The 22,291-nt window shown below is 41.4% G+C and carries 24 protein-coding genes; 16 read left to right on the top strand and 8 right to left on the bottom strand.

Features of this window, described 5'->3' with window-relative positions; all coding sequences use genetic code 11:
* The first annotated feature begins 38 nt into the window (after window positions 1-38).
* The 4 genes from rrp41 to MSTHT_RS13910 all read left to right on the top strand — a co-directional run bounded on the left by rrp41 (window position 39) and on the right by MSTHT_RS13910 (window position 2,961).
* The gene (rrp41, locus tag MSTHT_RS01705; protein WP_048166298.1) at window positions 39-1,544 is read left to right on the top strand and encodes an exosome complex exonuclease Rrp41; all 1,506 of its coding nucleotides are present in this window, start codon (window positions 39-41) and stop codon (window positions 1,542-1,544) included.
* Window positions 1,528-2,328 (top strand): exosome complex protein Rrp42, encoded by an 801-nt coding sequence (rrp42, locus tag MSTHT_RS01700; RefSeq protein WP_048166297.1) that lies wholly within the window; start codon window positions 1,528-1,530, stop codon window positions 2,326-2,328. The genes rrp41 and rrp42 overlap by 17 nt, the downstream gene beginning before the upstream one ends.
* 190 nt (window positions 2,329-2,518) lie before the next feature.
* A complete protein-coding gene (locus MSTHT_RS01695) occupies window positions 2,519-2,803 on the top strand; it encodes a 50S ribosomal protein L37ae (protein WP_048166296.1) in 285 nt (94 codons plus the stop codon).
* A 20-nt stretch (window positions 2,804-2,823) separates the two neighbouring features.
* Window positions 2,824-2,961 carry a DNA-directed RNA polymerase subunit P gene (locus tag MSTHT_RS13910; protein WP_011021777.1) on the top strand — a complete coding sequence of 46 codons (138 nt, stop codon included), beginning with the start codon at window positions 2,824-2,826 and terminating at the stop codon, window positions 2,959-2,961.
* Between the two features lie 433 nt (window positions 2,962-3,394).
* Here MSTHT_RS13910 and MSTHT_RS01690 read toward each other — a convergent pair whose 3' ends face one another.
* Window positions 3,395-4,141: a class I SAM-dependent methyltransferase gene (locus MSTHT_RS01690; RefSeq protein ID WP_048166295.1), complete on the bottom strand. Its 747-nt coding sequence runs from the start codon at window positions 4,139-4,141 to the stop codon at window positions 3,395-3,397.
* A 781-nt stretch (window positions 4,142-4,922) separates the two neighbouring features.
* Here MSTHT_RS01690 and MSTHT_RS01685 point away from each other — a divergent pair.
* From MSTHT_RS01685 to MSTHT_RS01655, 7 genes are read left to right on the top strand one after another with little or no spacing between them, the layout of a single operon-like run.
* Entirely contained in the window at window positions 4,923-5,855 is a 933-nt protein-coding gene (locus MSTHT_RS01685) for an ABC transporter ATP-binding protein (protein ID WP_048166294.1), read from the top strand.
* Window positions 5,848-6,831, top strand: coding sequence for an ABC transporter ATP-binding protein (locus tag MSTHT_RS01680; protein WP_048166293.1), 984 nt, complete (start codon window positions 5,848-5,850; stop codon window positions 6,829-6,831). Before MSTHT_RS01685 ends, MSTHT_RS01680 begins: the two co-directional genes overlap by 8 nt.
* A gap of 54 nt (window positions 6,832-6,885) precedes the next feature.
* Window positions 6,886-8,487, top strand: coding sequence for an ABC transporter substrate-binding protein (locus tag MSTHT_RS01675; protein ID WP_048166292.1), 1,602 nt, complete (start codon window positions 6,886-6,888; stop codon window positions 8,485-8,487).
* 1 nt (window position 8,488) lies between these two features.
* Window positions 8,489-9,199 (top strand): class I SAM-dependent methyltransferase, encoded by a 711-nt coding sequence (locus MSTHT_RS01670; RefSeq protein ID WP_048166291.1) that lies wholly within the window; start codon window positions 8,489-8,491, stop codon window positions 9,197-9,199.
* Between the two features lie 44 nt (window positions 9,200-9,243).
* Window positions 9,244-10,188 carry a nickel ABC transporter permease gene (gene nikB / locus MSTHT_RS01665; RefSeq protein ID WP_048166290.1) on the top strand — a complete coding sequence of 315 codons (945 nt, stop codon included), beginning with the start codon at window positions 9,244-9,246 and terminating at the stop codon, window positions 10,186-10,188.
* Entirely contained in the window at window positions 10,172-11,005 is an 834-nt protein-coding gene (gene nikC, locus MSTHT_RS01660) for a nickel transporter permease (RefSeq protein ID WP_048166289.1), read from the top strand. The genes nikB and nikC overlap by 17 nt, the downstream gene beginning before the upstream one ends.
* A 35-nt stretch (window positions 11,006-11,040) precedes the next feature.
* Window positions 11,041-12,339, top strand: coding sequence for an MFS transporter (locus MSTHT_RS01655; RefSeq protein WP_048166288.1), 1,299 nt, complete (start codon window positions 11,041-11,043; stop codon window positions 12,337-12,339).
* A 95-nt stretch (window positions 12,340-12,434) separates the two neighbouring features.
* Here MSTHT_RS01655 and MSTHT_RS01650 read toward each other — a convergent pair whose 3' ends face one another.
* Both MSTHT_RS01650 and MSTHT_RS14250 read right to left on the bottom strand, forming a co-directional pair.
* Window positions 12,435-12,734: a hypothetical protein gene (locus MSTHT_RS01650; RefSeq protein WP_048166287.1), complete on the bottom strand. Its 300-nt coding sequence runs from the start codon at window positions 12,732-12,734 to the stop codon at window positions 12,435-12,437.
* 161 nt (window positions 12,735-12,895) lie between these two features.
* Window positions 12,896-13,069, bottom strand: coding sequence for a hypothetical protein (locus tag MSTHT_RS14250; RefSeq protein WP_156149690.1), 174 nt, complete (start codon window positions 13,067-13,069; stop codon window positions 12,896-12,898).
* Window positions 13,070-13,600: 531 nt separating this feature from the next.
* On the opposite strand from MSTHT_RS14250, the gene MSTHT_RS01645 reads away from it, so the two are divergent.
* Complete coding sequence (locus tag MSTHT_RS01645; RefSeq protein WP_048166286.1) at window positions 13,601-14,074, top strand: rRNA maturation protein; 474 nt, start codon at window positions 13,601-13,603, stop codon at window positions 14,072-14,074.
* 111 nt (window positions 14,075-14,185) lie between these two features.
* Window positions 14,186-14,452, top strand: coding sequence for a KEOPS complex subunit Pcc1 (locus MSTHT_RS01640; protein WP_048166285.1), 267 nt, complete (start codon window positions 14,186-14,188; stop codon window positions 14,450-14,452).
* Between the two features lie 311 nt (window positions 14,453-14,763).
* On the opposite strand, the gene MSTHT_RS14725 is transcribed toward MSTHT_RS01640, so the two are convergent.
* Window positions 14,764-14,937 carry a hypothetical protein gene (locus MSTHT_RS14725; protein WP_181952207.1) on the bottom strand — a complete coding sequence of 58 codons (174 nt, stop codon included), beginning with the start codon at window positions 14,935-14,937 and terminating at the stop codon, window positions 14,764-14,766.
* A 336-nt stretch (window positions 14,938-15,273) separates the two neighbouring features.
* Window positions 15,274-15,675: a Mov34/MPN/PAD-1 family protein gene (locus tag MSTHT_RS01635; protein ID WP_048166284.1), complete on the bottom strand. Its 402-nt coding sequence runs from the start codon at window positions 15,673-15,675 to the stop codon at window positions 15,274-15,276.
* 348 nt (window positions 15,676-16,023) lie between these two features.
* Here MSTHT_RS01635 and MSTHT_RS01630 point away from each other — a divergent pair, with 348 nt between their 5' ends.
* The 3 genes from MSTHT_RS01630 to nudC all read left to right on the top strand — a co-directional run bounded on the left by MSTHT_RS01630 (window position 16,024) and on the right by nudC (window position 18,535).
* Window positions 16,024-17,265 (top strand): NAD(P)-dependent malic enzyme, encoded by a 1,242-nt coding sequence (locus MSTHT_RS01630; RefSeq protein WP_048166283.1) that lies wholly within the window; start codon window positions 16,024-16,026, stop codon window positions 17,263-17,265.
* Window positions 17,266-17,447: 182 nt separating this feature from the next.
* Window positions 17,448-17,603: a hypothetical protein gene (locus tag MSTHT_RS14720; RefSeq protein ID WP_181952208.1), complete on the top strand. Its 156-nt coding sequence runs from the start codon at window positions 17,448-17,450 to the stop codon at window positions 17,601-17,603.
* Between the two features lie 74 nt (window positions 17,604-17,677).
* Window positions 17,678-18,535, top strand: a complete 858-nt coding sequence (gene nudC / locus MSTHT_RS01625) for an NAD(+) diphosphatase (protein WP_048168295.1) — start codon at window positions 17,678-17,680, stop codon at window positions 18,533-18,535.
* A gap of 138 nt (window positions 18,536-18,673) precedes the next feature.
* On the opposite strand, the gene MSTHT_RS01620 is transcribed toward nudC, so the two are convergent.
* From MSTHT_RS01620 to MSTHT_RS01605, 3 genes are all read right to left on the bottom strand, one after another.
* On the bottom strand, window positions 18,674-19,024 hold the full coding sequence (locus tag MSTHT_RS01620) for a VOC family protein (protein ID WP_048166282.1): 351 nt from the start codon (window positions 19,022-19,024) through the stop codon (window positions 18,674-18,676).
* A 313-nt stretch (window positions 19,025-19,337) separates the two neighbouring features.
* Window positions 19,338-19,943, bottom strand: coding sequence for a pentapeptide repeat-containing protein (locus tag MSTHT_RS01610; RefSeq protein ID WP_048166280.1), 606 nt, complete (start codon window positions 19,941-19,943; stop codon window positions 19,338-19,340).
* A gap of 242 nt (window positions 19,944-20,185) precedes the next feature.
* Window positions 20,186-21,820, bottom strand: a complete 1,635-nt coding sequence (locus tag MSTHT_RS01605; protein ID WP_148704327.1) for a HEAT repeat domain-containing protein — start codon at window positions 21,818-21,820, stop codon at window positions 20,186-20,188.
* Between the last annotated feature and the right edge of the window lie 471 nt (window positions 21,821-22,291).

Below are 22,291 nucleotides of genomic sequence, written 5' to 3'. Positions count from 1 at the left end.
TAAAGTAGTTGTTTTAGGAGTTTTTTGGAGATTAAAGTATGAGTGATAAACCTGAAAAATTAATCACTGACGATGGGCTGCGCCTTGACGGGAGGCGTGCGGATGAAATCAGGCCCATGAAAATTGAGGTCGGAGTACTCTCTAGAGCCGACGGTTCATGTTATCTTGAATGGGGGAAAAATAAAATTCTCGTAGGTGTATTCGGCCCGAGAGAAGCCCACCCCCGCCGTTCACAGCGTGCAGATAATGCAGTTATCCGTTATAGATATAATATGGCTTCTTTTTCTGTGGAAGACCGTGCAAGACCCGGACCAAGCAGACGGAGCATTGAAATCTCAAAAGTTTCCAGGGAAGCTTTTGAACCGGTAATTATGACAGAGCTCTTCCCGAAGACCGCAATTGATATTTTTGTGGAGGTGCTTCAGGCTGATGCGGGAACAAGGACAGCAGCAATCAATGCCTCAAGCATAGCTCTTGCCGATGCAGGCATTCCAATGAAGGGACTGATAACTTCCTGTGCTTTTGGAAAAGTTGACGGGCAGATAGTACTCGACCTTAACAAGGAAGAGGATAATTATGGTGAGGCGGATTTTCCTGTTGCAATGACTCAGGATGGAGATATTACCCTGCTCCAGATGGACGGACATCTCACTCCCGAAGAAATCAAGAAAGGTCTTGAACTTGTAAAGAAGGGCTGCAAAGAAATTCTTGAAATTCAGCGGGCAGTCCTGAGAAAGAAGTTTGAAACTCCTGTCGAGGAGCCTGAAGAAGAGACCGAAGAGGCTGAAATTGAAGCTGTGGAAGCTGAACCTTCTCTTGAATACGCTCCGGAAGCAGCGGTTGTAGAAGAAATTATTGAGGAAGCCGGGGAGTTTGAGGAAGAGCTTTCCCAGGAAACGGTTGAAGCCTGTGCTGTTGATGAAGAAGCTTCCGAGTGCGAAAAACTCGAAGAAATCATTAAAGAGGCTGAGGCTGAAGTAATAGAAGCGGAAGCTATAGAAGAAGTAATTGAAACAGAAATCGAAGAAGAAGCTGAAGAGGAAGCTTTAGAAGCTGAAACTGAGTTTGAAGCTGCTTTTGAGGCTTCTTATGAGGAATTTGCCGAGTCTGTGGTGACTGGAAAACTTTGTCCCGAAAAAACTGTTTCTGAAAAAGCAGAATTAGAGCCTGAAATCGAGGAATTTGCTGAAGAAAAACCCGAGATTGAGGAAAAACCTGAGATTGAGGAAAAACCTGAGATTGAGGAAAAACCTGAGATTGAGGAAAAACCTGAGATTGAGGAAAAACCTGAGATTGAGGAAAAACCTGAGATCGAGGCAAAACCTGAGATTGAGGAAAAACCTGAGATTGAGGAAGAAGCCGGGATTGAAAAGGCTGCTTCAGAAGAAGCTTTTGAATCCAAACCAGAGATCGAGCCTGAAGCTGAATCCAGGGAAAAGGCAGTAGAAGCCGAAGAAGTGCCCGTAGAAGAGGAGTGCAAAGGACCCTGGAAGGTAGTGAAGGATCCCTCTGAATCTGGAAGCAGAGGTGAAAACTATGAGTGAAGTTATTGCCACACTTAAGAAGGACTACATTTACAACCTTATGATTAAGGGGAAACGCCAGGATGGGCGCGGCTTTAAAGATTTCAGGGATATCAAGCTCGAGACGAATGTTATCGCAAAAGCTGAGGGTTCGGCAAAAGTGACATTGGGAAATACCCAGGTGCTTGTAGGTGTCAAGCTTCAGACAGGAACCCCTTTTCCGGATTCTCAGGACGAAGGCGTGATTATTACCAACCTGGAACTCAATCCTATTGCTTCCCCCGAGTTTGAGCCGGGCCCACCCAGAGAAGAAGCAATCGAGATGGCAAGAGTTGTAGACAGGGGAATCCGGGAATCGGGCGCAATTGATATAAAGAAGCTTTGCATAACCGTTGGAGAATCCGTCTGGATCGTCTTTATAGATGTCCACGTCCTCAATGACGATGGAAATATCATTGATGCATCCTGTCTCGCTGCTATTGCGGCTCTTATGACCACTATTATCCCAAACGAGCAGCAGGGAATCGGGCCAAATGTGCCCCTTCCAATGAAAGAACTTCCTGTGGGCGTGACTCTTGCCAAGATAGGTTCAAAGCTCATGGTGGACCCTTCTCTGGATGAGGAAGCCGTTTGTGAGACAAAACTGACTGTGGTCTCAGGTTCGGATGGAGCCGTTGTAGGCATGCAAAAAATGGGCTCTGCTCCTTTAACCGAGGCTGAGGTGCTGGAAGCAATCGATATAGCGTGCGAAAAGGCAGCCGAACTCAGGGAACTTTACCTGAAGGATCTGGTAAGACAGGAATGATTTAGTAGGAATGGTTCAGGCAGGATTAATTAAATATAAATATGAAATGCCAGTATTACGGTCTAAGTACACGGCAATAAGTGACAAAGGAATCTGAGAAGCTGGGTTTCAGGGATCTGACCCATGTGCCAGCAGGTTCAGATTGAGTCTTTTCGAATTAAACGTTTACATTTATAAGGAGTTATTAACGATGGCAAAAAAGTTTACTAAGAAAGGAAGAATTTCCAGATCAGCAGGCAGATTTGGTCCCAGATACGGAAGAAAGGATAGGAAGCTTGTTGCAGACCTGGAAGAACGCATGCGAGCTCCGCATGTATGTGTAAAATGCGCCCGCCCGACCGTTAAAAGAATCGGAACCGGTATCTGGAAGTGCAGCAAGTGCGGGCACACCTTCGCTGGGGGGACCTATATTCCATATACCAGTGTAGGTCAGACTCTTCTGCGCACCATGAAGAATGTTGCTGAGGCAAAGTGAATCTGTAAGGTTGTGGTTGTATGGGATACAAATGCACTCGATGTAAGCAGAAAGTGGAAATCGACTACGAGTACACAGGTATAAGATGTCCCTACTGCGGGCACAGAATCCTGGTAAAAGAGCGTCCTACAACCATCAAGCGCATTAAGGCCGAATAAAGGAGTTTCTTTATAATTTTTCGGCAAGCAAATGAAGTATTAGATAAAGACCGGGCTTCTGTGAACATGAGCCCTACTATCTAATCCTACTATCTAATTATTCGATGTATAGGATAAACAGAAAAACGAATACTTTTAAAAATATATTTTCTATCAAGGTTAAAGATCTGAAAATTTATTTTGAAATAATCCCCTGATTTCTTCTGTAGTATCTGGGTTCAGTTCCAGAAATGGCTTAATACCAGGTTTATATGATCTTGTTTCCCAATGGAAGTAAAGATCGACATCTTTGCCGAAAATTTCTTTTTAACTTCTTTTGCTTGCTAATTGAGGTTGTTCGAAGAAAAGAATTGAACGGTATTGCCTAAGATTTCTGACAGTTTATTTTTTAACAATTTAAAAACCTAGTTCCCCTGCAACAGAGTTATAATAACTATCTTTTAACAGCCTTTATACAATAAATAGGATGAGCATAGTCGAGCTTATCCAGAAGGCTCCCTTTTTTCCTGGCTGAACGGCAGAGGGAATCCATACGCTCAATATTAATCTTCTCAAAACCTGCATCGTTTAAGAACCTGAATACCCGGTCAGGTTTCAAGCTATAAAGAGGCAGGTCGTTTTTAATCAGGTTATAGTGTTGCTTATAGGGATTTTGGTGTTTTCTTTCCTTTATGGAACGTATGCAATCCGATACCGTACGTATCGATCTCAGGAATATCCCTGAGTTGAACCAGTCGCCGTCGATAGCAATGACCATTCCGTCTTTCTTCAATACCCGCCCCCACTCGGACAGAGCTTTTTGCGGGTTAGGAAGCGTCCACAGGAGAAATTTGCTGGATACTACGTCAAATTGCATGTCCGGAAACGGCAGATCCTCTGCATCTCCCTGAATGAAATTTATGTCCAGAGATCTCTTCAAGGCATTTTTTCTAGCTTTATCCAGCATATTGGTTGAAAGGTCAACTGCAGTCACATGATGTCCCATCTCTGCAAACATCAAAGCAAGTTGACCTGGACCTGTACCGACATCGAGAATTTCGAGCTGTTCTCTTCGGTTTAATGCTGATGAAAGCATGTTTTTCCAAGCAGTGCGCTCTTCTTCTGAGTATTCTACAATGCCAGTGCTATAAACCTCACTGCGGTAATCCCAGTAATCTCTAATCATTTCTTTAATTTCCATATGTTCACCCATAAGATGAGTTAAGAAAATCATTTGCCTAAGGGCAAATTAATTAAAATGACCAAGTGTGTGAATAAATATCTCATTAAACGTAACACTATATCTTATAAGCATATAAAATATTAACTTTTTTTAACATTAGTTTGAATCGATATAATAAAATCCGTAAGATTTGATATAATAAAATCCATAAGAATGAGTAAGATAGAAAAAAGAAAAATCCGCTTAAAAATGTAAGTTTACAGGAAACAATGAGAAAACAGAAATGAGAAACAATTGATTTTTCTGTCATAGGAATGAGAGAAAAGAGACAGTAAATCTCTAACCAAATACCTGAAAATCAACATTAAATTTATTAAACTCCTGTAAAGCAGAATTAAACTATTCTCAGAATTATTTAGCAGCAGTTTTGATCAATAATAACCTTAAATCAAAATTTAAGGTATGTCTTAAAAGCCGTATCTTAAAAAATGCATCTAAAAGGTATATCTTAAAAGAAACATTATTGTTACTTTTATCCTCATATTTTTGCAATAAAAATGAACCAATATTATTACTTTTACATACAGGATAAATTCGAAAGTTTTATAATGATCATGTTTTATGTTTATTCCTAGCATAAAAATTTAGAAATTATTAATATTTAGTTTTATTAAATTCATTATTCATATGATATAGTGTTTTAAAAATGAAAAACATTGGAAGTATCTGTTATAAAAAACTACTCCAGCAAATGCAGGAGCGTTGCTTTATATCCAAATTAATAAGAGAGTGATTTTTATTGAATTTACTCACAATTTCCAGTTTATACGTGGATTTTCCCACTGACGACGGTCTGGTCAGGGCAGTAAATGGGGTAGACCTTTCCATAAAAATGAATGAAGTTTTAGGACTTATCGGGGAATCAGGCTGTGGCAAAAGCGTACTTGGACTTTCTGTCATGAGGTTACTGCAGGAAGATGTTATTCTCAAAGGGGAGATTCTCTACTGTGGAAAAAACCTGTATTCGATTGAAGAAGACGCCATGAGAAAACTCAGGGGCAAGGAAATTGGCGTGATACTCCAGAACCCTGGAAGTTCTCTTAATCCAGGATTGACAGTCGGCTCTCAGATAGCTGAGCCTATAATGTTGCATAAAAAAGTAAAAGGCAGCCTGGCTATTGAGATGGCAGAGAAGCTTCTGGGGCTCGTAAAGATCAAAGAACCTCGGAAAAGAGCAAAAAATTACCCTCACCAGTTTAGCGGAGGGATGAAAGAGCGGGCAGTAATAGCCATGGGTATTGCCAGTGAACCTCGATTTATCATTGCCGATGAACCAACAAAGGGTCTGGATATAACTGTAAAAAGGAAAATAGTGAGACTTTTAAGAGACATTTCTGAAAAAAATACGATGTTAATCATCACCCATGACCTGGAGGTTGCAGAGAAAGTATGCAATAGGGTTGCTGTGATGTATGCAGGAGAATTAGTGGAGATTGCACCTGCAGCATTAATATTTAAAAACCCGCTGCATCCCTACACAAGGGGCTTTTTTAACTCTCTCCCTGCAAGGGGGCTTAAACCAATAAAAGGCAGCAGCCCTTCTTTAATCGATCCTCCCAAGGGATGCAGATTCCATCCTCGTTGCAGTTATTGCAGTGATAGGTGTAAAACCGAACACCCTCTCATGCTCGAAAAAAATGGCAGGACTGTGAGGTGTTTTCTCTATGCTTGAGGTAAAAGGCCTTAAAAAAATATTTACTTCCGGCTTCCTTCCCAGAACCAGAATCAAAGCAGTGGATGATGTATCCTTTCACATAGAAAAAGGGGAGACTCTTGGCATTGTAGGGGAAAGCGGGAGTGGGAAATCTACTCTGGGACAGTGTATCCTCAGGCTTATAGAACCAACAGCAGGAAAGATTATTTTTAATGGAATAGAATTGACCGCGCTTGATAATAAGGCGTTGAATAACATCCGTCCCTGCATGCAGATGATATTTCAGGACCCTGACTCTTCCCTTGATCCCAAAATGACAATTGGGCAGAGCATAGCTGAACCACTAAAACTTAAGGGTAACAATCGGGAGGCGGTTAAAAGCAGGGTCTTAGAGCTTATCAGGCAGGTTGGGCTGAGTCCCGAACATGTCAACCGCTTTCCCTACCAGCTCAGTGGAGGCCAGAACCAGAGAGCAGTTATCGCAAGAGCGCTTGCTCTTAAACCTGTTTTTATTGTTGCTGATGAGCCAACCGCCTCCCTGGATATCTCGGTACAGGCACAGATATTGAACCTGCTAAGACACCTGAAAGAAAAGTATGCCCTTACTATGCTGTTCATCTCGCACGATCTTGAGTTGATCAAACATATGTGCGACAGGGTAGCTGTGATGTATAGGGGAAAGATTGTGGAAACTGGAAAAATAGAAGACATCTTTCACTCCCCTCTACACCCTTACACACAATTGTTGCTGGCAGAGGAAGCTGATTCTGAGGTTAATGTCAGTGAAATCAAAAAGACTTTGAGAACTACCTGTCCGTATTATCAGGAATGTCTCCTCAGGTCAGAAATCTGCCTCACAAAAACTCCAGAATTGAAAGAGCTGAAAAATCAACTTGTTGCATGTCATCATGTACTTGAAAAAAGTACTCAGCAGCCTTATCAGGACAGGTACGCAGGTAAAACGGGTGTTACCAGTGATCAGCTTGTTGCCTGACCTCGTTGCTGGATCTTAGAAATGAAAGAATGAATGTAATATGGATAGGGTTCTATGTACATCAATAAAAAATATAGGATTACAGTTCCCGTCATGCTGGTAGTCATGGCTACAGTCCTGGGATCGTTGTGTATCGACCAGAGTAGTGGAGAAAAAACGGCATCTGCAAACCAGACCAATATATCGAGCCAGGGAGGAATATTGAGATATGCCGATGCTTCTATCCCTACTGATACTCTTGACCCGGCGATAAAATGGACTGGCTGGTCTATGCGAGAAGCCGGGATATATGAAACCCTCTTCAGTTATGATGAAAATATGGACCTTCAACCCGAACTTGCTGAGAAATATGAACAGATCTCAGATACTGAATGGAAGATCCATATTAGGGAGGGAGTAAAGTTCCATGACGGCACCCCATTGGATGCAGATGCGGTAATATATTCTCTTAACAGGGTGCTGGACTCTAATAATTCAAGAAAAGGGGAATATGACTTTATTGAGTACATAACCAAAGATTCTGAGAATGTCGTCACAATAAAAACAAAATATCCATACGCTCCTACCATAGCAAGCCTCACAGACCCTGTTACATCAATAGTCAGTCCTAGTGCGAAAGATCTCAGTACCAATCCAGTTGGGACAGGTCCTTTTAAATTTAAAAGCTTCAGCAGGGATGTAAGCCTTGTTGTGGAAAGGAACGAAGATTACTGGAACGGTATTCCCAGGCTCCATGGGGCAATCATATATTACGTACCTGATGAAATGTCCAGAATCTTCAAGCTGGAAAATAATGAAGTTGACATCGCTAGCGATATTCCCCAATCCGAAGTGGAGAGGCTGAGCAATAATATTGATTTTACTGTATACGACAAAGAAACGCTAAGAACATATTTCCTGTATATCAACACGAAAAAGGCACCATTTGATGACGTAAAAGTAAGACAGGCTCTGAATTGTGCCCTTGATCGCCAGCAAATTGTGGATTCTGCACTTGAAGGTGTAGGGGGAACCCCTGCAAAGAGTATATTCCCATCTGTAATGGAATGGTCGATTAATGATAAGATAGATGCTCTTTCCCGTGATGAGCAGAAAGCTAAAAAATTATTGACAGAAGCAGGTTTTAGTGATGTTGATGCAGACGGCTGGCTGGAATATAATGGAGAGCCCTTTGAATTAAATATAAAGACTTATACTACCCGCCCACAGCTTAAGCCTGCAGCAGAGGTAATCGAATCTCAGTTTGAATCAATTGGGCTAAAAACCAGTGTCAGTATCCTGCAAAGTGGTGCAATTGAAACCGACATGGATAACGGAAACTATGACCTTTCTCTCTATGCCTGGGGAGTAGCTCCTACTGGAGATCCTGACTACATCCTTTCTAAACATTTTGAGTCTACTGGGAGCGAGGCACAGAGAACTGGCTACTCAAATCCCCAGGTAGATGAATGGATTGAAGCGGGAAGGCAGACCATGGACCCGGCACAAAGAAAGGAATACTATGACAGTGTGCAAATGCAGGTAATGGAAGACTGTCCTGAACTTTTCGTGTTCTACCAGAATTCTATAGTCGGAGCAAATGCAAAGGTTGGCGGATTTAAACAATTTCCAAATGAAGTGTCATTCCTGACCAAAGACATTTACCTGGAGGAATAATATGGACACTAAAAAAATTATCCAGAGCTACTGGGATTACCGCAGTGAGAGTTATAACAACGGAGTTATCGAAAATTCTGAAGAAGGACGCAATGCCTGGAAAGCTATGCTTTTAAAAGCTGTAGAGGGAAAAAAAGGCTTGAAAGTCCTTGACGTAGGAACCGGCCCTGGTTTTCTGGCGCTATTATTCGCTGAAATGGGAAATGAAGTAACAGCGGTTGATCTATCAAATAACATGCTGGAGAAGGCGAGAAGAAATGCATTAAAAAGATCACTTAAGATAGACTTCCTCCAGGGGGATGCGGAAAACCTCCAGCTACCTGATGCATATTTCGACGTAGTTGTTAATAAATATCTACTCTGGACTCTTCCAGATCCCAGAAAAGCATTGATGGAATGGAGGAGAGTCCTGAAAGATGGCGGAAAAATAATTGCAATAGATGGAGAGTGGAATCAGCAAAGCCTGTCCGGAAGAAAGAAGGAAGAAAATTACATGAAGATTTTCAGAAAGCAGTATGAGCCCATTAAAAAAGATCTTCCTTTATTCAGTTTAAAGCCTGAGTATTTATCTAAAATCTTTAAGGATTCCGGATTTGGAACTGTCAGTATAACACGGATGGAGGACTTTTGTAAATTTGAAAAGGAGAAAGACAGTTTGTTTGATAAACATGATTCCTCCGATCCGATTTACTTCATCAAAGCAGAAAAATAAGCAACCTGGAAAGAAATTTTGGACATATAAAGGAGAAATGACCTGTGATAGAGTTCATAACTCGAAGGTTTTTACTTCTTCTCCCTGTCCTTTTCTTGGTCTCTGTTATCAGTTTTTCTATAACCTATATCTCACCTGGAGATACGGCAGAGAATGCACTTATGAATCCCATGGGAGGTGTCGATCAGAGAGCCGTAGAAGAATTCAGGGCTAAAACAGGGCTTGATAACCCTGTACATATCCAGTACATTAACTGGATGGAGAAAGTCCTCCGTGGAGACCTTGGAGAATCGTACATGACAGGTGAGAATGTCTCGGAGGCAATTCTCAGATGCTTTAAAGTCACCCTGAAACTTGCTGTAATCAGTATGCTGGTCTCCCTTATCATTGCAATCCCCTTAGGCATTCTCTCAGCCCTGAGAAAAGGAACAGCTGTGGATGCTGCCTGCAGGTTATTTGCCCTTACAGGAGTCTCAATGCCCAGCTTCTGGCAAGCTTATATCCTGATCATAGTCTTCGCGCTTATCCTGGAGATTTTGCCTTCATCAGGATATGGAGATGGAAGCCTGACTTACATTTTTTTGCCTGCCATCACCCTTGGAACGAGTTATGCAGCTGTAACCATGAGACTGATGAGAGCAAGTATGCTGGACGTGATGCAGCAAGATTACATCCGGGCAGCCAGAGCCAAAGGAGTTCCTGAACATATAATAATTCTTAAGCATGCTTTAAAGAACTCACTCATCCCTGTTGTAACGGTTGCAGGGCTGAATTTCGGGTATCTTCTGAACGGCTCTGTCATAGTTGAGACAATATTTTCCTGGCCAGGGATAGGCAACCTCATCGTTTCATCCATACTCAGCAAGGATTACCCCATGATACAGGGCTGTGTGCTTTTCATTGCTGTGATATTTGTCCTGGTTAATTTTGCAGTGGATATATCCTATGCTTACCTTAACCCAAAGATCAGATATGAAAGCAAGACTTAAAAACAACAATCTGGGACTGTTTCTCAGTGCAGGGATCCTCATTTTTTTCATACTTGCAGCACTTTTTGCAGGATATATAGCTCCCCACGACCCTGAAAAAGCAAATCTTGAACTCCGACTTAAAGAGCCGTGCAGAGAGTACCCGTTTGGAACCGATCATCTTGGCCGTTGCATACTAAGCCGCATAATTTTTGGCGCAAGAGTATCGTTATTAGTAGGACTTCTGGTAGTGAGTTCCTCCTTTGTTTTAGGTCTTGCCATTGGTACTCTGTCTGGATATTATGGGGGGTGGCTAGATGAGATAGTTATGCGGGTTGTTGACGCTTTCCTGGCTTTTCCTAGCCTGCTGCTGGCACTTGGTATAGCCGGGCTTTTCGGTGCAGGATTCATGAATCTGGTCATAGCCCTAATAACAGTGGATTGGGCTGGCTATGCCCGTCTTGCCAGGGGTTCTGTCCTGACAGTAAAAGAACAGGATTACATCAAGGCTGCTAAAGGGCTTGGGGCAGGAGATATGCATGTGATCCTGCGCCATGTAATTCCAAATATCATATCTCCCCTCATAGTAATGGCAACTATAGGAATGGGATATGTGATACTGTCTGCAGCAGGGCTCAGCTTCCTGGGTTTTGGTGTGCAGCCGCCTACTCCGGAATGGGGTTCCATGCTAAGTGAAGGAAAAACATACATTCGATCCGTCCCCTACATCATGATTTTCCCGGGGATTGCCATCATGCTTACGGTTATGGCATTTAATTACCTAGGAGATGAATTAAGGGACCTGCTTGACCCAAGAGAAAAGAAGGACATTGACTAAGACCCTATGTTCTATATTTCTTCAGAGTAGTTACCATGAGAAAATACCCATCATTTAACAGTAAGCTTGTTCTAAATACAGCCATAAGTGCGGTTGCCGGGTACAGGGCAAAGCTAAACGGCTTCAGTAGAAATGCATGCTTGTTTTTAGTATACGTATTTCTCATCTCTTTGAGTCTGGGAATCTACGAAGTGATTTTCAATCTATACATCTTAAGGCTTGGATACAGAGAGGATTTTCTCGGTTTTATGCTCTCACTTGTTTCCATATCTACCGGACTGTCCGCAATACCTGCAGCCATGTTCTGCGATAGGGCAGGTAGAAAGAATACCTTGTTATTGTCCTGCTCGCTTCTCCTATTATCCTTTTCAATCCTGTACACTACCACCTCAAAATTCCTGCTAGCTTTTTTCAGCATTGTCTACGGTGTATCCTCATCGCTCAAGATTGTTACAGCGCCCACATTCATGGTTGAGAACTCTACGAGCTATGAGAGAATGCACCTGTTTTCGATGTACTACTTGCTATACACTGTAGGGGTCATGATAGGAAACTTTGCAGGAGGCAATTTGCCGCAAATATTCACCAGTTTCCTCGACATTAACCCTACAGGACCGGCTGCTTACCAGCTTTCATTATATGCGTCACTTGCCGCTGTATTAATTTCCCTGTTACCTTTAATATTCATTGATAGTAAGAGAAACAACCTGGTGGAAAGATCAGCCGCATTTTCCACCCTTTTTTCCACTTTAAGGTCAGTGACAATTCGAAAATTGATTCTTGTAAACGGGTTAATAGGCATGGGATGGGGACTTGCCCTTCCCTATTTTAATGTATATTTTGATATTGTATTAGGAGCCAGCCCGGAGCAAATAGGCGCAATCTTTTCTCTTTCTCAGCTGGTGATGATGTTTACCTTACTGTTTGTTCCCATACTTACAGAAGGTCTCGGGAAGGTAAAAGTTGTAGCCCTGGTTCAGCTTGCCTCAATACCTTTTCTCCTGCTCTTTATATCCACATCCATACTTGCAATAGCTGCTTTTGGATTTGTTATGAGGTCAGCTATAATGAATATGTCAAATCCAGTATTGAGCAGTTTCAATATGGAGATAGTCAGTGAAGATCAAAGGGCAACTGTGAACAGCCTGATCTGGATGAGCTGCTACACCTTTGTAGGATTAAGTACCTATGCAGGCGGCCTGATGATGGCTCATGGTCTCTATACCCTTCCCTTCCTCCTGACATGCATCCTATATGTAGCGGCTACTGTCCTTTATTATATCTTCTTTGAGAAAATGGAGAAGAAACAAAAAATAATCGATGTGTCAGTATAAAAGAAATATTAAAAGAGATATTGAAATAGTTAAAAGAGATACTGGCAAGTTGTCAGGCGATTAAACAAAACTTAACTTTTCCGTGGTCATTGCATTTAATAAGCTCTCTGGTATTCCATCCCTATTTTAGCATACCTTGCTTTTGAATCTCTAAAGGACAGTCTATCAATACGATCCCATACAACAACCCATAAATACTTAGCATAAGAGAACGGATAATTCACCCAGAAAATCAGTTTCTTGAAAAGCGATAGGTTTCTATAGTCATCTATCCACATAGATTCGCTTAGAAATCCTCTCCAGACAGGAGATTTTTGCATATGTTTCCACCGCCTGAACATATGTCCTACTATGAGTAAGGAGGTAAGAGCGATTGCAACTATTCTTTTAGCCATATTTTTCACCCCTCAACAACTCAATAATTAATTCAATAAACGTAATAATTGGCTAACAGGAAAACACATTAAAAGCAACATATTTCTTATAGATCTTACCTTAACCCAATGCAAATAAATATCTTTTCAGAAATATATTTTCTCTTCAGAGTTATGCTTCTTTATACTTTCTTTCTCCCCATTTTCTTTCGTACATATCGTAAAACCCCATACGAACAACCAACCAGAAGCATAATTTTAACAGGTTTCTCACCTGCTCTGAGGAGTTCTTCGATTTTTTCGTGATCGAATTTTGGTTTCTGACCTCTCCTTTTTGGAGGAGATCGGCGACTCATTAAGATTCCACCCCTTTCTACAATTTGCTGTACTTTCAAATTTACGAGGGCTAGTCATTTAAAGGCTCAAGTGTAGCTGAAAAAACACCTTAGCTTCCATAATCCTGACAGAATCTCAGGAAAGTTGGGAAATTACTTAACAGCCCCACATTATCCTACCACAATATAAGGATATTATAACAAAAATATAAAAGCCTTTCATGTTAATTATTAATTTGAACTATTAATATTTCCTGTATCTTTTAGGCAAGAGGAGTAAAAGTTATCAAAAGATTTATTTTTAGAGTCAACTTTAAAACTATATTTATTATAAAATATCAGAAAAACTATATTTATTTTAAAATACAGAAATTTCTAAGATTAGCTGCATAGTGTTAGCATGACTAATCACTTAAAATATGAGCTCCAAAAAGTAAACCTTGAATATTGGGATAGGCTTAATGTGGAAAACTCATTAACAACCTCTAAACAGAATAAATCTTAACCCTGCGAGGAGAAATTAATATATACTTCCAATCTATCAGGGGAAGTATGCTAATTACCACCTCTCGAAAACCTTCTGTAAGGACCAGGTCGCTTTGCAAGTTAATTTCACGGTTTATAGCCGGCAGGTGTATAACACGCGGAAAAATGGGCATGAAAGAACTCCTGGAATTTGCGGATGGCGGACCTCTCATAATTATAGGGGAGTACCACGGAAATCCAGGAGAACTCAGCTTTTATGATGAAAATGGGAAGCTCCTTTTCTCGATCAGGTTTACGGACTGGTATTCCGAGGAAGCTGATTCCTACTGGTTCCCTGGCGCCGAACCCGCGCTCTCAGGTCAGGGAGAGATTGCAGACGCCTTTGAGTCCTTTTTCCAGTTCAAGAGGGTTGAAAGCGACAAAATCGATCAGCTTCCTCCGAATTCCACTCTGATAGTTATCAGGGAAGAGTATATCGATTTTATTGGCAGCGGAAAGTCACTTTTTAAACTTAATCTCCGGGGTTTTAAAAAGTACTGACCTCCAGACTTTTATTTTATAACTGGCTTTTATAAATCGATTCCTCTATCTAACTCAAAAACCGTTAAAACGATTAAAATACTAAAAACAGGATTCTTCAGGAGGAATTCCTTGAAACTTTTCGCAGAATTCACCTTTGAAACCGAAACCGCAGAAATAATCTACAGGGCTCTCCTGCCCGAGCTCAGTGAGAGCTTTTCCGAAAGGTCTGTAATAGACCTGTCCCTTGAGGACAAAAACAGGCTGGTATTGAGCGTAAAAGCCGCAGATGTCGTTTCCCTTCGTTCAGCCCTCAATACCTGGCTCAGGCTTATCCAGATTGCCCAGGAAATCCTTGAAGTCACAAATGAGGCACGCTCTCCATGTCAGATCAGTTGATAGATATGGTTTGAAATTAGTATTTTAAAAAATTTTGTTATGTATAAAATGCGACATGGATGCCATTATGAAACATAAAGTATGCAGGAATAGAAAAAATTAATAGGATTTCTTTTAGCTCGTTTAGTTCCGGCAGCAAAGAAGCAAAGAAAAGTAATTAATGCTCCGGAATTTCTATCAGGGCTGGAGGTTGTTTCAATTCATTTTATACGTTAACCTCTTTTTTGAGTTCTTTTTGTAAACTCGAACTTCTTATGCCTTGCTTTAACTTCTTATGCCTTACCTTATCTACCTTTGTTTTTCACATTCTCTTAATAACTGTGGGCTCCGGATTTTTTTGATTTATGTCCTTTGTTTGGTCTGAAGGCCCTCTCCGGGCATTTCTTAGAATCGGTTTTCCCATGCACCTCAAAGCCCAGGCTGAAACATTCGCCTTTAATCTCATCAATAGCCGTATAAAATCTACAATCTTGGCATGTAGGCATTTGGATTACTACCTCCAAATATGTAAAAGCCACCCGGTTTTTATCCCAGAGTGGTTGCCCGGATACAACCTCTGAGGCAAGAAATCATTTCTCCTCAGATTTCTTAATTACAGGGATGTATCCTCTAAATAATATGTATCTGTAAATAAAACATTTTTGGTGGCTATCAGAAACAAGGTAGGTCTACATCAGGGCAATCGCCGGAGAATTACAACAAATAATTAAAGTTATTTATATATTAGAAAGCTTTTGCCAGCAGTTTGCCATTTGCCTGTAGTTTGTCATTTGCCTGTAGTTTGTCATTTGCCTGTGATTTGCAGCTTTACAGACTTGACCTTAAATCAGATTTTCCTCATTATCCTCAAATTCCACATCGAGTACAGGCAGCTCAATAATCTCTCCTTCTCTGTTATAGCATGTCCAGCTTTTTTTATTGTAGGGGCGCCCCACTATGATATGGTAGTTCCCTGTTCTCGAGAAGAGACGAAGATCAGCCTGAGAGGGGCTGCGGTTCGTGCCCGGATGGCTGTGGACCGAACCTACGGCTTTGATGTTTGGCATCATATAAAGCCTGAGAATTGCGCTCTTATTACTTGATTCTGTGCCAGGCAATATAAGAACTTCAGTGATGATGCCCCCTTTTTCCTGCAAAAGTCCGGCAAATTCTTGAGGAGCCATGGATTTGCTAGCCTCAAGAATAAAGTCGAGGGTATCGCGGGCTATTCCTTTAATTTGCATAAGGGATTATTCTCCTGAAAAGGTATATTTTCTGAGGTAATGACTGCCGAGTGCGCCGATTAGATTAGAGCGATTTTTTACCCCAACTGCTTAATAACTGAAGTTTTCGCGGGTTTAAAAGGCTGCTAATTTTGTGAGAACATTTTGCTCGACAGGTCAGACTCTGAAATTATCTGGCAGCGGGTTTATTTATGGTTTGCATAGAACTATTGTACAGGAGATTTTATTTCTCAGAGCCTTGTTGGATTGAAGCTTAGCTCTCAGTGCTGAATATTGTCAGGGGGTACTAGAATAAAAGATATACACTCGGTTTCAGACCCAGAAACGAGCCTGGAGAAAAACTCTGGAATGGATGCTGGAAAATACCAAGAAAAAGGCAATGATACACACATATCCCTGTATAAAGAATCGCTTGCAATTCACCGGCAGCTTGGGGGTGTACTGGAGGTTGCAAGTAAAATCCACCTTCGAACTATACACGATCTCAGCGTTGCTTATACGCCAGGAGTTGCCGAGCCGTGCAGGAAAATAAGCGAAGACCCGGAGCTCGCTTACCTTTATACCCTGAAGAGAAATACCATTGCTGTTGTCACTGACGGGTCTGCAGTGCTCGGGCTTGGGAATATAGGACCCCATGCTGCCCTGCCTGTCATGGAAGGAAAAGCGATAATTTTCAAGGAATTTGCAGGCATTGATGCCTTTCCTATCTGTCTGGATACACAGGAAACCGAAGAGGTGATAAAAGCAGTAAAGTACCTTGCTCCTGCTTTCGGAGGCATTAACCTTGAAGATATCAGTGCTCCCCGCTGCTTTGAAATCGAATCCAGGCTGCGTGAGGAACTCGAACTGCCAGTTATGCACGATGATCAGCACGGTACAGCAATTGTAGTTTTTGCTGGGCTTATAAATGCCCTTAAAATTGTGAATAAAGAGTTAAATGAGCTTAAAATCGTGATCTCAGGTCTTGGTGCTGCAGGTGTTGCGATTTTTCGGTTTCTGGTTCGTGCAGGGGCAAATCCCGCCAAAATTCTTACCTGCGACAGCAAAGGGCTCGTTTACCAGGGCCGAAAGGATGGCATGAACTCTGTAAAGGAAGAAATTGCCAGGCTTACAAACCCCGGAAAATTGAAAGGAGGACTCGAAAAAGCTTTCCCGGGAGCTGATCTTTTCATAGGGGTCTCGGTAGGAGGCATAGTTACCGAGGATATGGTTCGCTCTATGGCAAAAGATGCAATTATTATGGCGATGGCAAATCCTATCCCTGAGATTATGCCAGATGCTGCAAAACGGGCAGGAGCAAGAATTATTGCAACAGGCAGGTCGGATTTTCCAAACCAGCTTAATAATTGCCTGAGCTTCCCCGGGGTTTTCAAAGGGGCTCTGAGCACCTGTGCAAGGAAAATAACGCCTGAAATGGAAATGGCTGCAGCCCATGCGCTTGCTGACGTCGTAAAAGTCAGTGAGCTTTCAGAAGATTACATAATTCCTCATCCTCTTGATAGACGTGTAGTGCCCGCGGTTGCAAAAGCCGTCGCAGATGCGTCACTTGAGAGTTGTGTTGCCAGGGAGATTGACGAATACAAAGCCTGAAAAACCGGTTTAAAGTTCAGTTTGCAGGAGTTTTTCCACTTTTTCTGGTTCATCACTCCCTTTTACTTTTTTTTTCTTAATCTTAACTCCAGGTTCACAAACCAAACTTCAGAATTGATGTTTCGCAAGCAATTTGAATCTAAATTACATACTTTTTCATCAGGTATATAGGGGTGATTGAAATGAATTGTAATGATCTGAAAACTGATCAAATTCTTGTTTGTGAAAGATGCGGGATTGAACTTAAAGTGATAAGTGAATGCATAGATCACGACTGTGCTACAGGCTGTGCGGGGGATATGGACTGTTGTGGAGAGCCAATGAAACTGAAAGAATAAACAGCAGAATAAGCAATAGAATAAAAATGCTACTGTAATCATATATAGAACGAAAAACAATAAGTATGAACATTATGACTTCAATAAAAAGGGAAGATCCTACCTTCCCGGAATTTGTCATAGGTGTAGAGCCGCCAGCCAATAGGACCGAAAAAGCACTCTGGTTTATTTTCCGGGACCGTGAGATTCTCCTCAAGCTTAATAAAAATCCCGGAGCAATTCCCAGGCTGATTGACCTGGGAGAGCTTGGGCTTTCAGGTATCAGGGAACAGTATCTTGGAGCCCTTGGCGGAACACACTGCTATTCCGTGGAGCTTCCGAAAAACGCGCAGCCACCTGAAGGAATGGAATTTATGGATCTCAGGCAGGCATATACAGAAATAGGTGAAAAGTGTTTTGCACTTGTTAATAAAGCCGTTCAGATCATGGAATGGGACCGGACGAGCCAGTTTTGCAGCAGGTGCGGGGCAAAAACCCTGCAAAAGCCCGGAGAAAGGGGAAAGGAGTGCCCTGATTGCGGGGAGCTGTTTTATCCGAGAATATCGCCTGCCGTTATCGTACTTATCCGGAAAGGACATGAAATTTTACTTGCCAGATCTCCAAACTTCCCAGAGGGCATGTATGGTTTGATAGCCGGCTTCATTGAGCCCGGAGAGTCTGCTGAAGCCGCAGTTGTTAGGGAAATCAGGGAAGAAGTGGGAATCGAGGTTAAAAATATCACTTACTTCGGAACACAGGCATGGCCGTTTCCTAATTCTCTTATGATCGGGTTTACTGCAGAATACAGTTCAGGGGAAATCCAGCCCGATGGGTTTGAAATCGAAGACGCCCGGTGGTTCCCAGTTGGGGATTTGCCTGTATTGCCTGGAAAAATAAGCATTGCAAGAAAGCTGATAGACCATTTCCTTAAAGAAGAAGGGATGGAAGTTTAAGTACCAATGAGGGTCCTGAAAAATTTCGTCTATCTTGCTAAATATGATTTTCAACTTTCTTTTTGTCTTTTTTGCCAGCTTTTCAACAATTTTTGAACTTCTGATCTTACCTGTAACTGTACTGAATTGAAAAAAAGATCAGTGATGTTGAATTAGCGCTATTTTGACTCCGTTTGGATCTTCTAAGAAGGCAAGGGTTCCAACAGTTATGGGTGTGGGTTCCATTGTGATTTTGGCACCTTTGGATTTGAGTTCTTTCACTGTGGTGCTTATGTCTTCAACATCCATTCCCACTGAAAACAAGCCAGTATCATGTTCTGTATCCTTTATAAGCTCTATCATAGCATCTCCTTCCCCTTTCAATAATGTGATTGTTACTCCAGGTTGAGGGTTGTGCTGGCTATCTATTTTAAGTCCCATAACTTCCGTGTAAAATTTAATCGACTCATCCATATCCTCAACTATGATGGTAGCGTATTTAACTTTCATATTTATCACAATATGAATACTGTTTATCTTTATTTATTAATGTTGAATCTGTAATTTTTATCGCCGAGCTGCCCCAGAAGCCATTTTTAATCCTTTTTGCCTCTTTTACAAAATGATACATCTCAATTCTATACTGCCGTGAACAACATTTACACATATTCTGCACACAAATCTCAGAAACAGGGAAAAAGTGCAGCCAATATTTCATTGGGGAGATATTACGAGAGAAGACAGATTTATAATGCCATTTGCAGTCCAGGCTCATAATGAACCTGTTCGATAGTATTCATTTCGGGCGCGGTAGCGATTATTTTCAGACAATTTTGATTCCCAGAAACCTTGCAGCAAGTTCTGTTGCTTGCCAGGCATTGACTATAGCCCCTCTTAGTTCGTTGCATATATCAGATACTATCATCCCGTCAATGATACAATCCGATAAGTCGATGTCTTTGAGTGAAGTTTTAAAGAAGTCTGCTCCTGTGAAATTAACCTCTTTCAGCGTGGGCTTCTTTAACCGAATCTCGGATAATAAGGCTTCCATGAAATTGCAGCCATGAATGGCACAGTTCTCCAGTACAGAACTTGAAAAATTTGCATATCTGAACGAACTATCCGCTAGAGAGGTTTCTTTCATGTGGCTTTTGCTGAAGTTGCTGCCATCACCCTTGCACGTTAAAACTTTGGAGCCTTTCCAGTAGCTCCCTATAAAAATGCAATTTGCAAAATTGCAGTTATCAAACACAGAATTATAAAAGCTGGTTTTTGAAAAATCACATTTGTTGAACTGGCATTGTATAAACTCTACCGATTCAAAATCTATCCTTGCAATATCGAGGTCCGAAATAATCTCGCTTTCAAAGCGCATCCTTTCTATAAAATTGTCATCCGATTGTGCGGCTATAATTTTGCTTTCCAACATGCTTCCATCTCAGATATTGAGGTTTCAAAGGATGATACTATACAGGACTTAAACACTGGCGGGCAAAGATATAGTAAGAGAGAACCGCAAGTTTTAGCTGAGGATAAGTTAAGATTTGAAGTATTTGTACTTCTCACTGAAGGATAGTTTGGACGAAGGTTAAGAGGAAGACTTTATCTCTGTTTCCGCCTCTCTTGCCTTTCATAGTCAGAAAGTCCCGAAGCTGCAGATCTATAAAGCACCTATCTTTCATACCCTATCCTCTGGATTCTCTTATCTGAGGCTCTTGAATGCATCTTAGCTCCGGGGATCAGGCTTAATAATCTACTGACATGCCTGTAACGCTCAAGAAGGCACTGCTCCTGGCTGATATCATCAAGCTTTTGAAAAATAGACATATTTTCAGGAATAAAGGGAATTTGAACTCTAAGAGTGCTGAGCAAAGACTCAAGCTGCCTGTCCAGTTCTTTCCTATCTTTCTCAAGATCCTGGAAACTCCATGTCTTGACCCTCTCATTTACAGCACATGTAATTTTTTCCGTAGGCTTGCCTTTTGCCTTAAAGCATGCTGTTCTTGCTTTATACCTGATTCCGGAAAGAATCTCTTTTAGCTTCTGTTCCGTAATTACTTTTCCTGTTATTGAACACTCTTTTCTCAAGTTTTTTTGCTCAAGAATAGCGTCTTCTTCCATAATGTCCAGAAGTCCTGAAGCTCTTTCAAAAGCCTCAATGCTGGCTTCAAGAAGTTTCTTCCGGACAGGTAAATCTCCAGCAGTCAGATTTCCTGCTGCTAGAAGGAGGTCTGAGAATTCTTCCATAATTTTAAGAAGCCTCTTGTCTTCTTCCAGATTGATCTTATGGGTTACCTCTGAGATATATCGTTCACTTTCAAGTTTTGAGGATCTTTCCCCGAAAAGAATCTGTAAGAGAGCATTGTAAAAGGGATAGTATAATTCGGGAATAGCAGTGCTGGTAGAAGCCTCATTCGATTCTTTAAAATATTTGACCGCTTCTTTAAGCCCGAAAAGATAAGTAGCTTCGTTTTCAGCCTTGAGAGCCTTCCAGAGGGAAGCTTTTCCAAGGGATCGAAGTGCGTAAATCTGGACGTAGATATAAGGGTTGCCAATAAGAACCTGCAAGTCTTTAAATGCCTGTGTTTTATCAGGCACATAAAAAAAGGCAGATCCAAGAGTTCTTGCTGCTACCCTTTGAACAAAGCTATCACCATGAGTCGAAAGTCTGATAAGGTCGCTCCAGACTTTCGCTTTATCCGGAACTTCTGAATAACCTGACGAAAGAGCGAGTACAGCCTCTCTTCTTACCTCTCTGTCTTCAGCAGATGTAAGCTTCACAAGATCATTCCATGTTTTTTGTTTATCATCTGAGTATGCAAATGCGGCAGTAAAAAGCTCTGCAGCTTTCTTCCTGAGCTGGGAGTCCTGACTCTCAGTAAGCTTTACAAGGTCAGAAAAAACGGTAGATTTTTCCTCAACTACCGGAAAGACACGCGAAAGCATGCTTGCAGCACCTTTTCTAACACCTGTGTCCGTATCACCAGATATTCTTAGAAGTTCATTCCATATATCCTGTTCTTTGCCTGATTTTAGCGAATAAATAGTAAGAAGAGAATCGATTGCGCTTCTTCTTATCTGCGGGTTCGGATCCGAACTGAGTCGAAGGAGTTCTTCTATTATTTTCTCTTTTTCTGGAAGACTTGAATATGATTTTGCAAGAGGCTCTTCTGAATCTTTTCTCAGATATTTATATCTGTCATCTGCAGGTTCCAGGAAACTAAAGGTGGATATTCGGCATTCTTTTTCTTTGACCTGCTCACATTCGTTCCTATCCTCACTTCTCATTTCTCTTTCCCTTGTCATTCCTTTTTTCTCCTCTTTCCATCTCTCCTTCTCCCTCAATTTCTTCAAACTTACATATTCTTCAAATGAGTTTGAGTTATGTATGGAAAGTCGGAATGATTAATAACAGTACTCTTTTGAAATAGGGTATGGGGATATTGAGTATGCTATAGAGGGGAAGGGAAAACTGTCTTATTGCTACACGGCTCAGGAGGGGTTTATGATCAGGGACTTTGGGCTGGCAAAGTATTTTTCGGGGAAGGGCATAAATTCTCTCAGTTTTACGATAAGGCTATCCTCATTCATCCATCCCGATGATGCTAGTAATGCACAAAGGTTGGACAAATATAACAAAAAATGTTAACCAGAACTAATATAAGGTTCTAACTGTATAGTAAACTAAGTAGCAAAGAAATTTGCTTTTATAGTTGAAGAGATTTTGAGGCTCGTCAGGTCTATGGGGAAGAAATAGTTTACATGCTTAATTTCTGC

The sequence above is a fragment of the Methanosarcina thermophila TM-1 genome, assembly GCF_000969885.1.
Classification (GTDB): Archaea; Halobacteriota; Methanosarcinia; order Methanosarcinales; family Methanosarcinaceae; genus Methanosarcina; species Methanosarcina thermophila.
The sequence above is the reverse complement of the archived record's forward strand: the minus strand, read 5'-3'. Positions and strand labels throughout refer to the sequence as shown.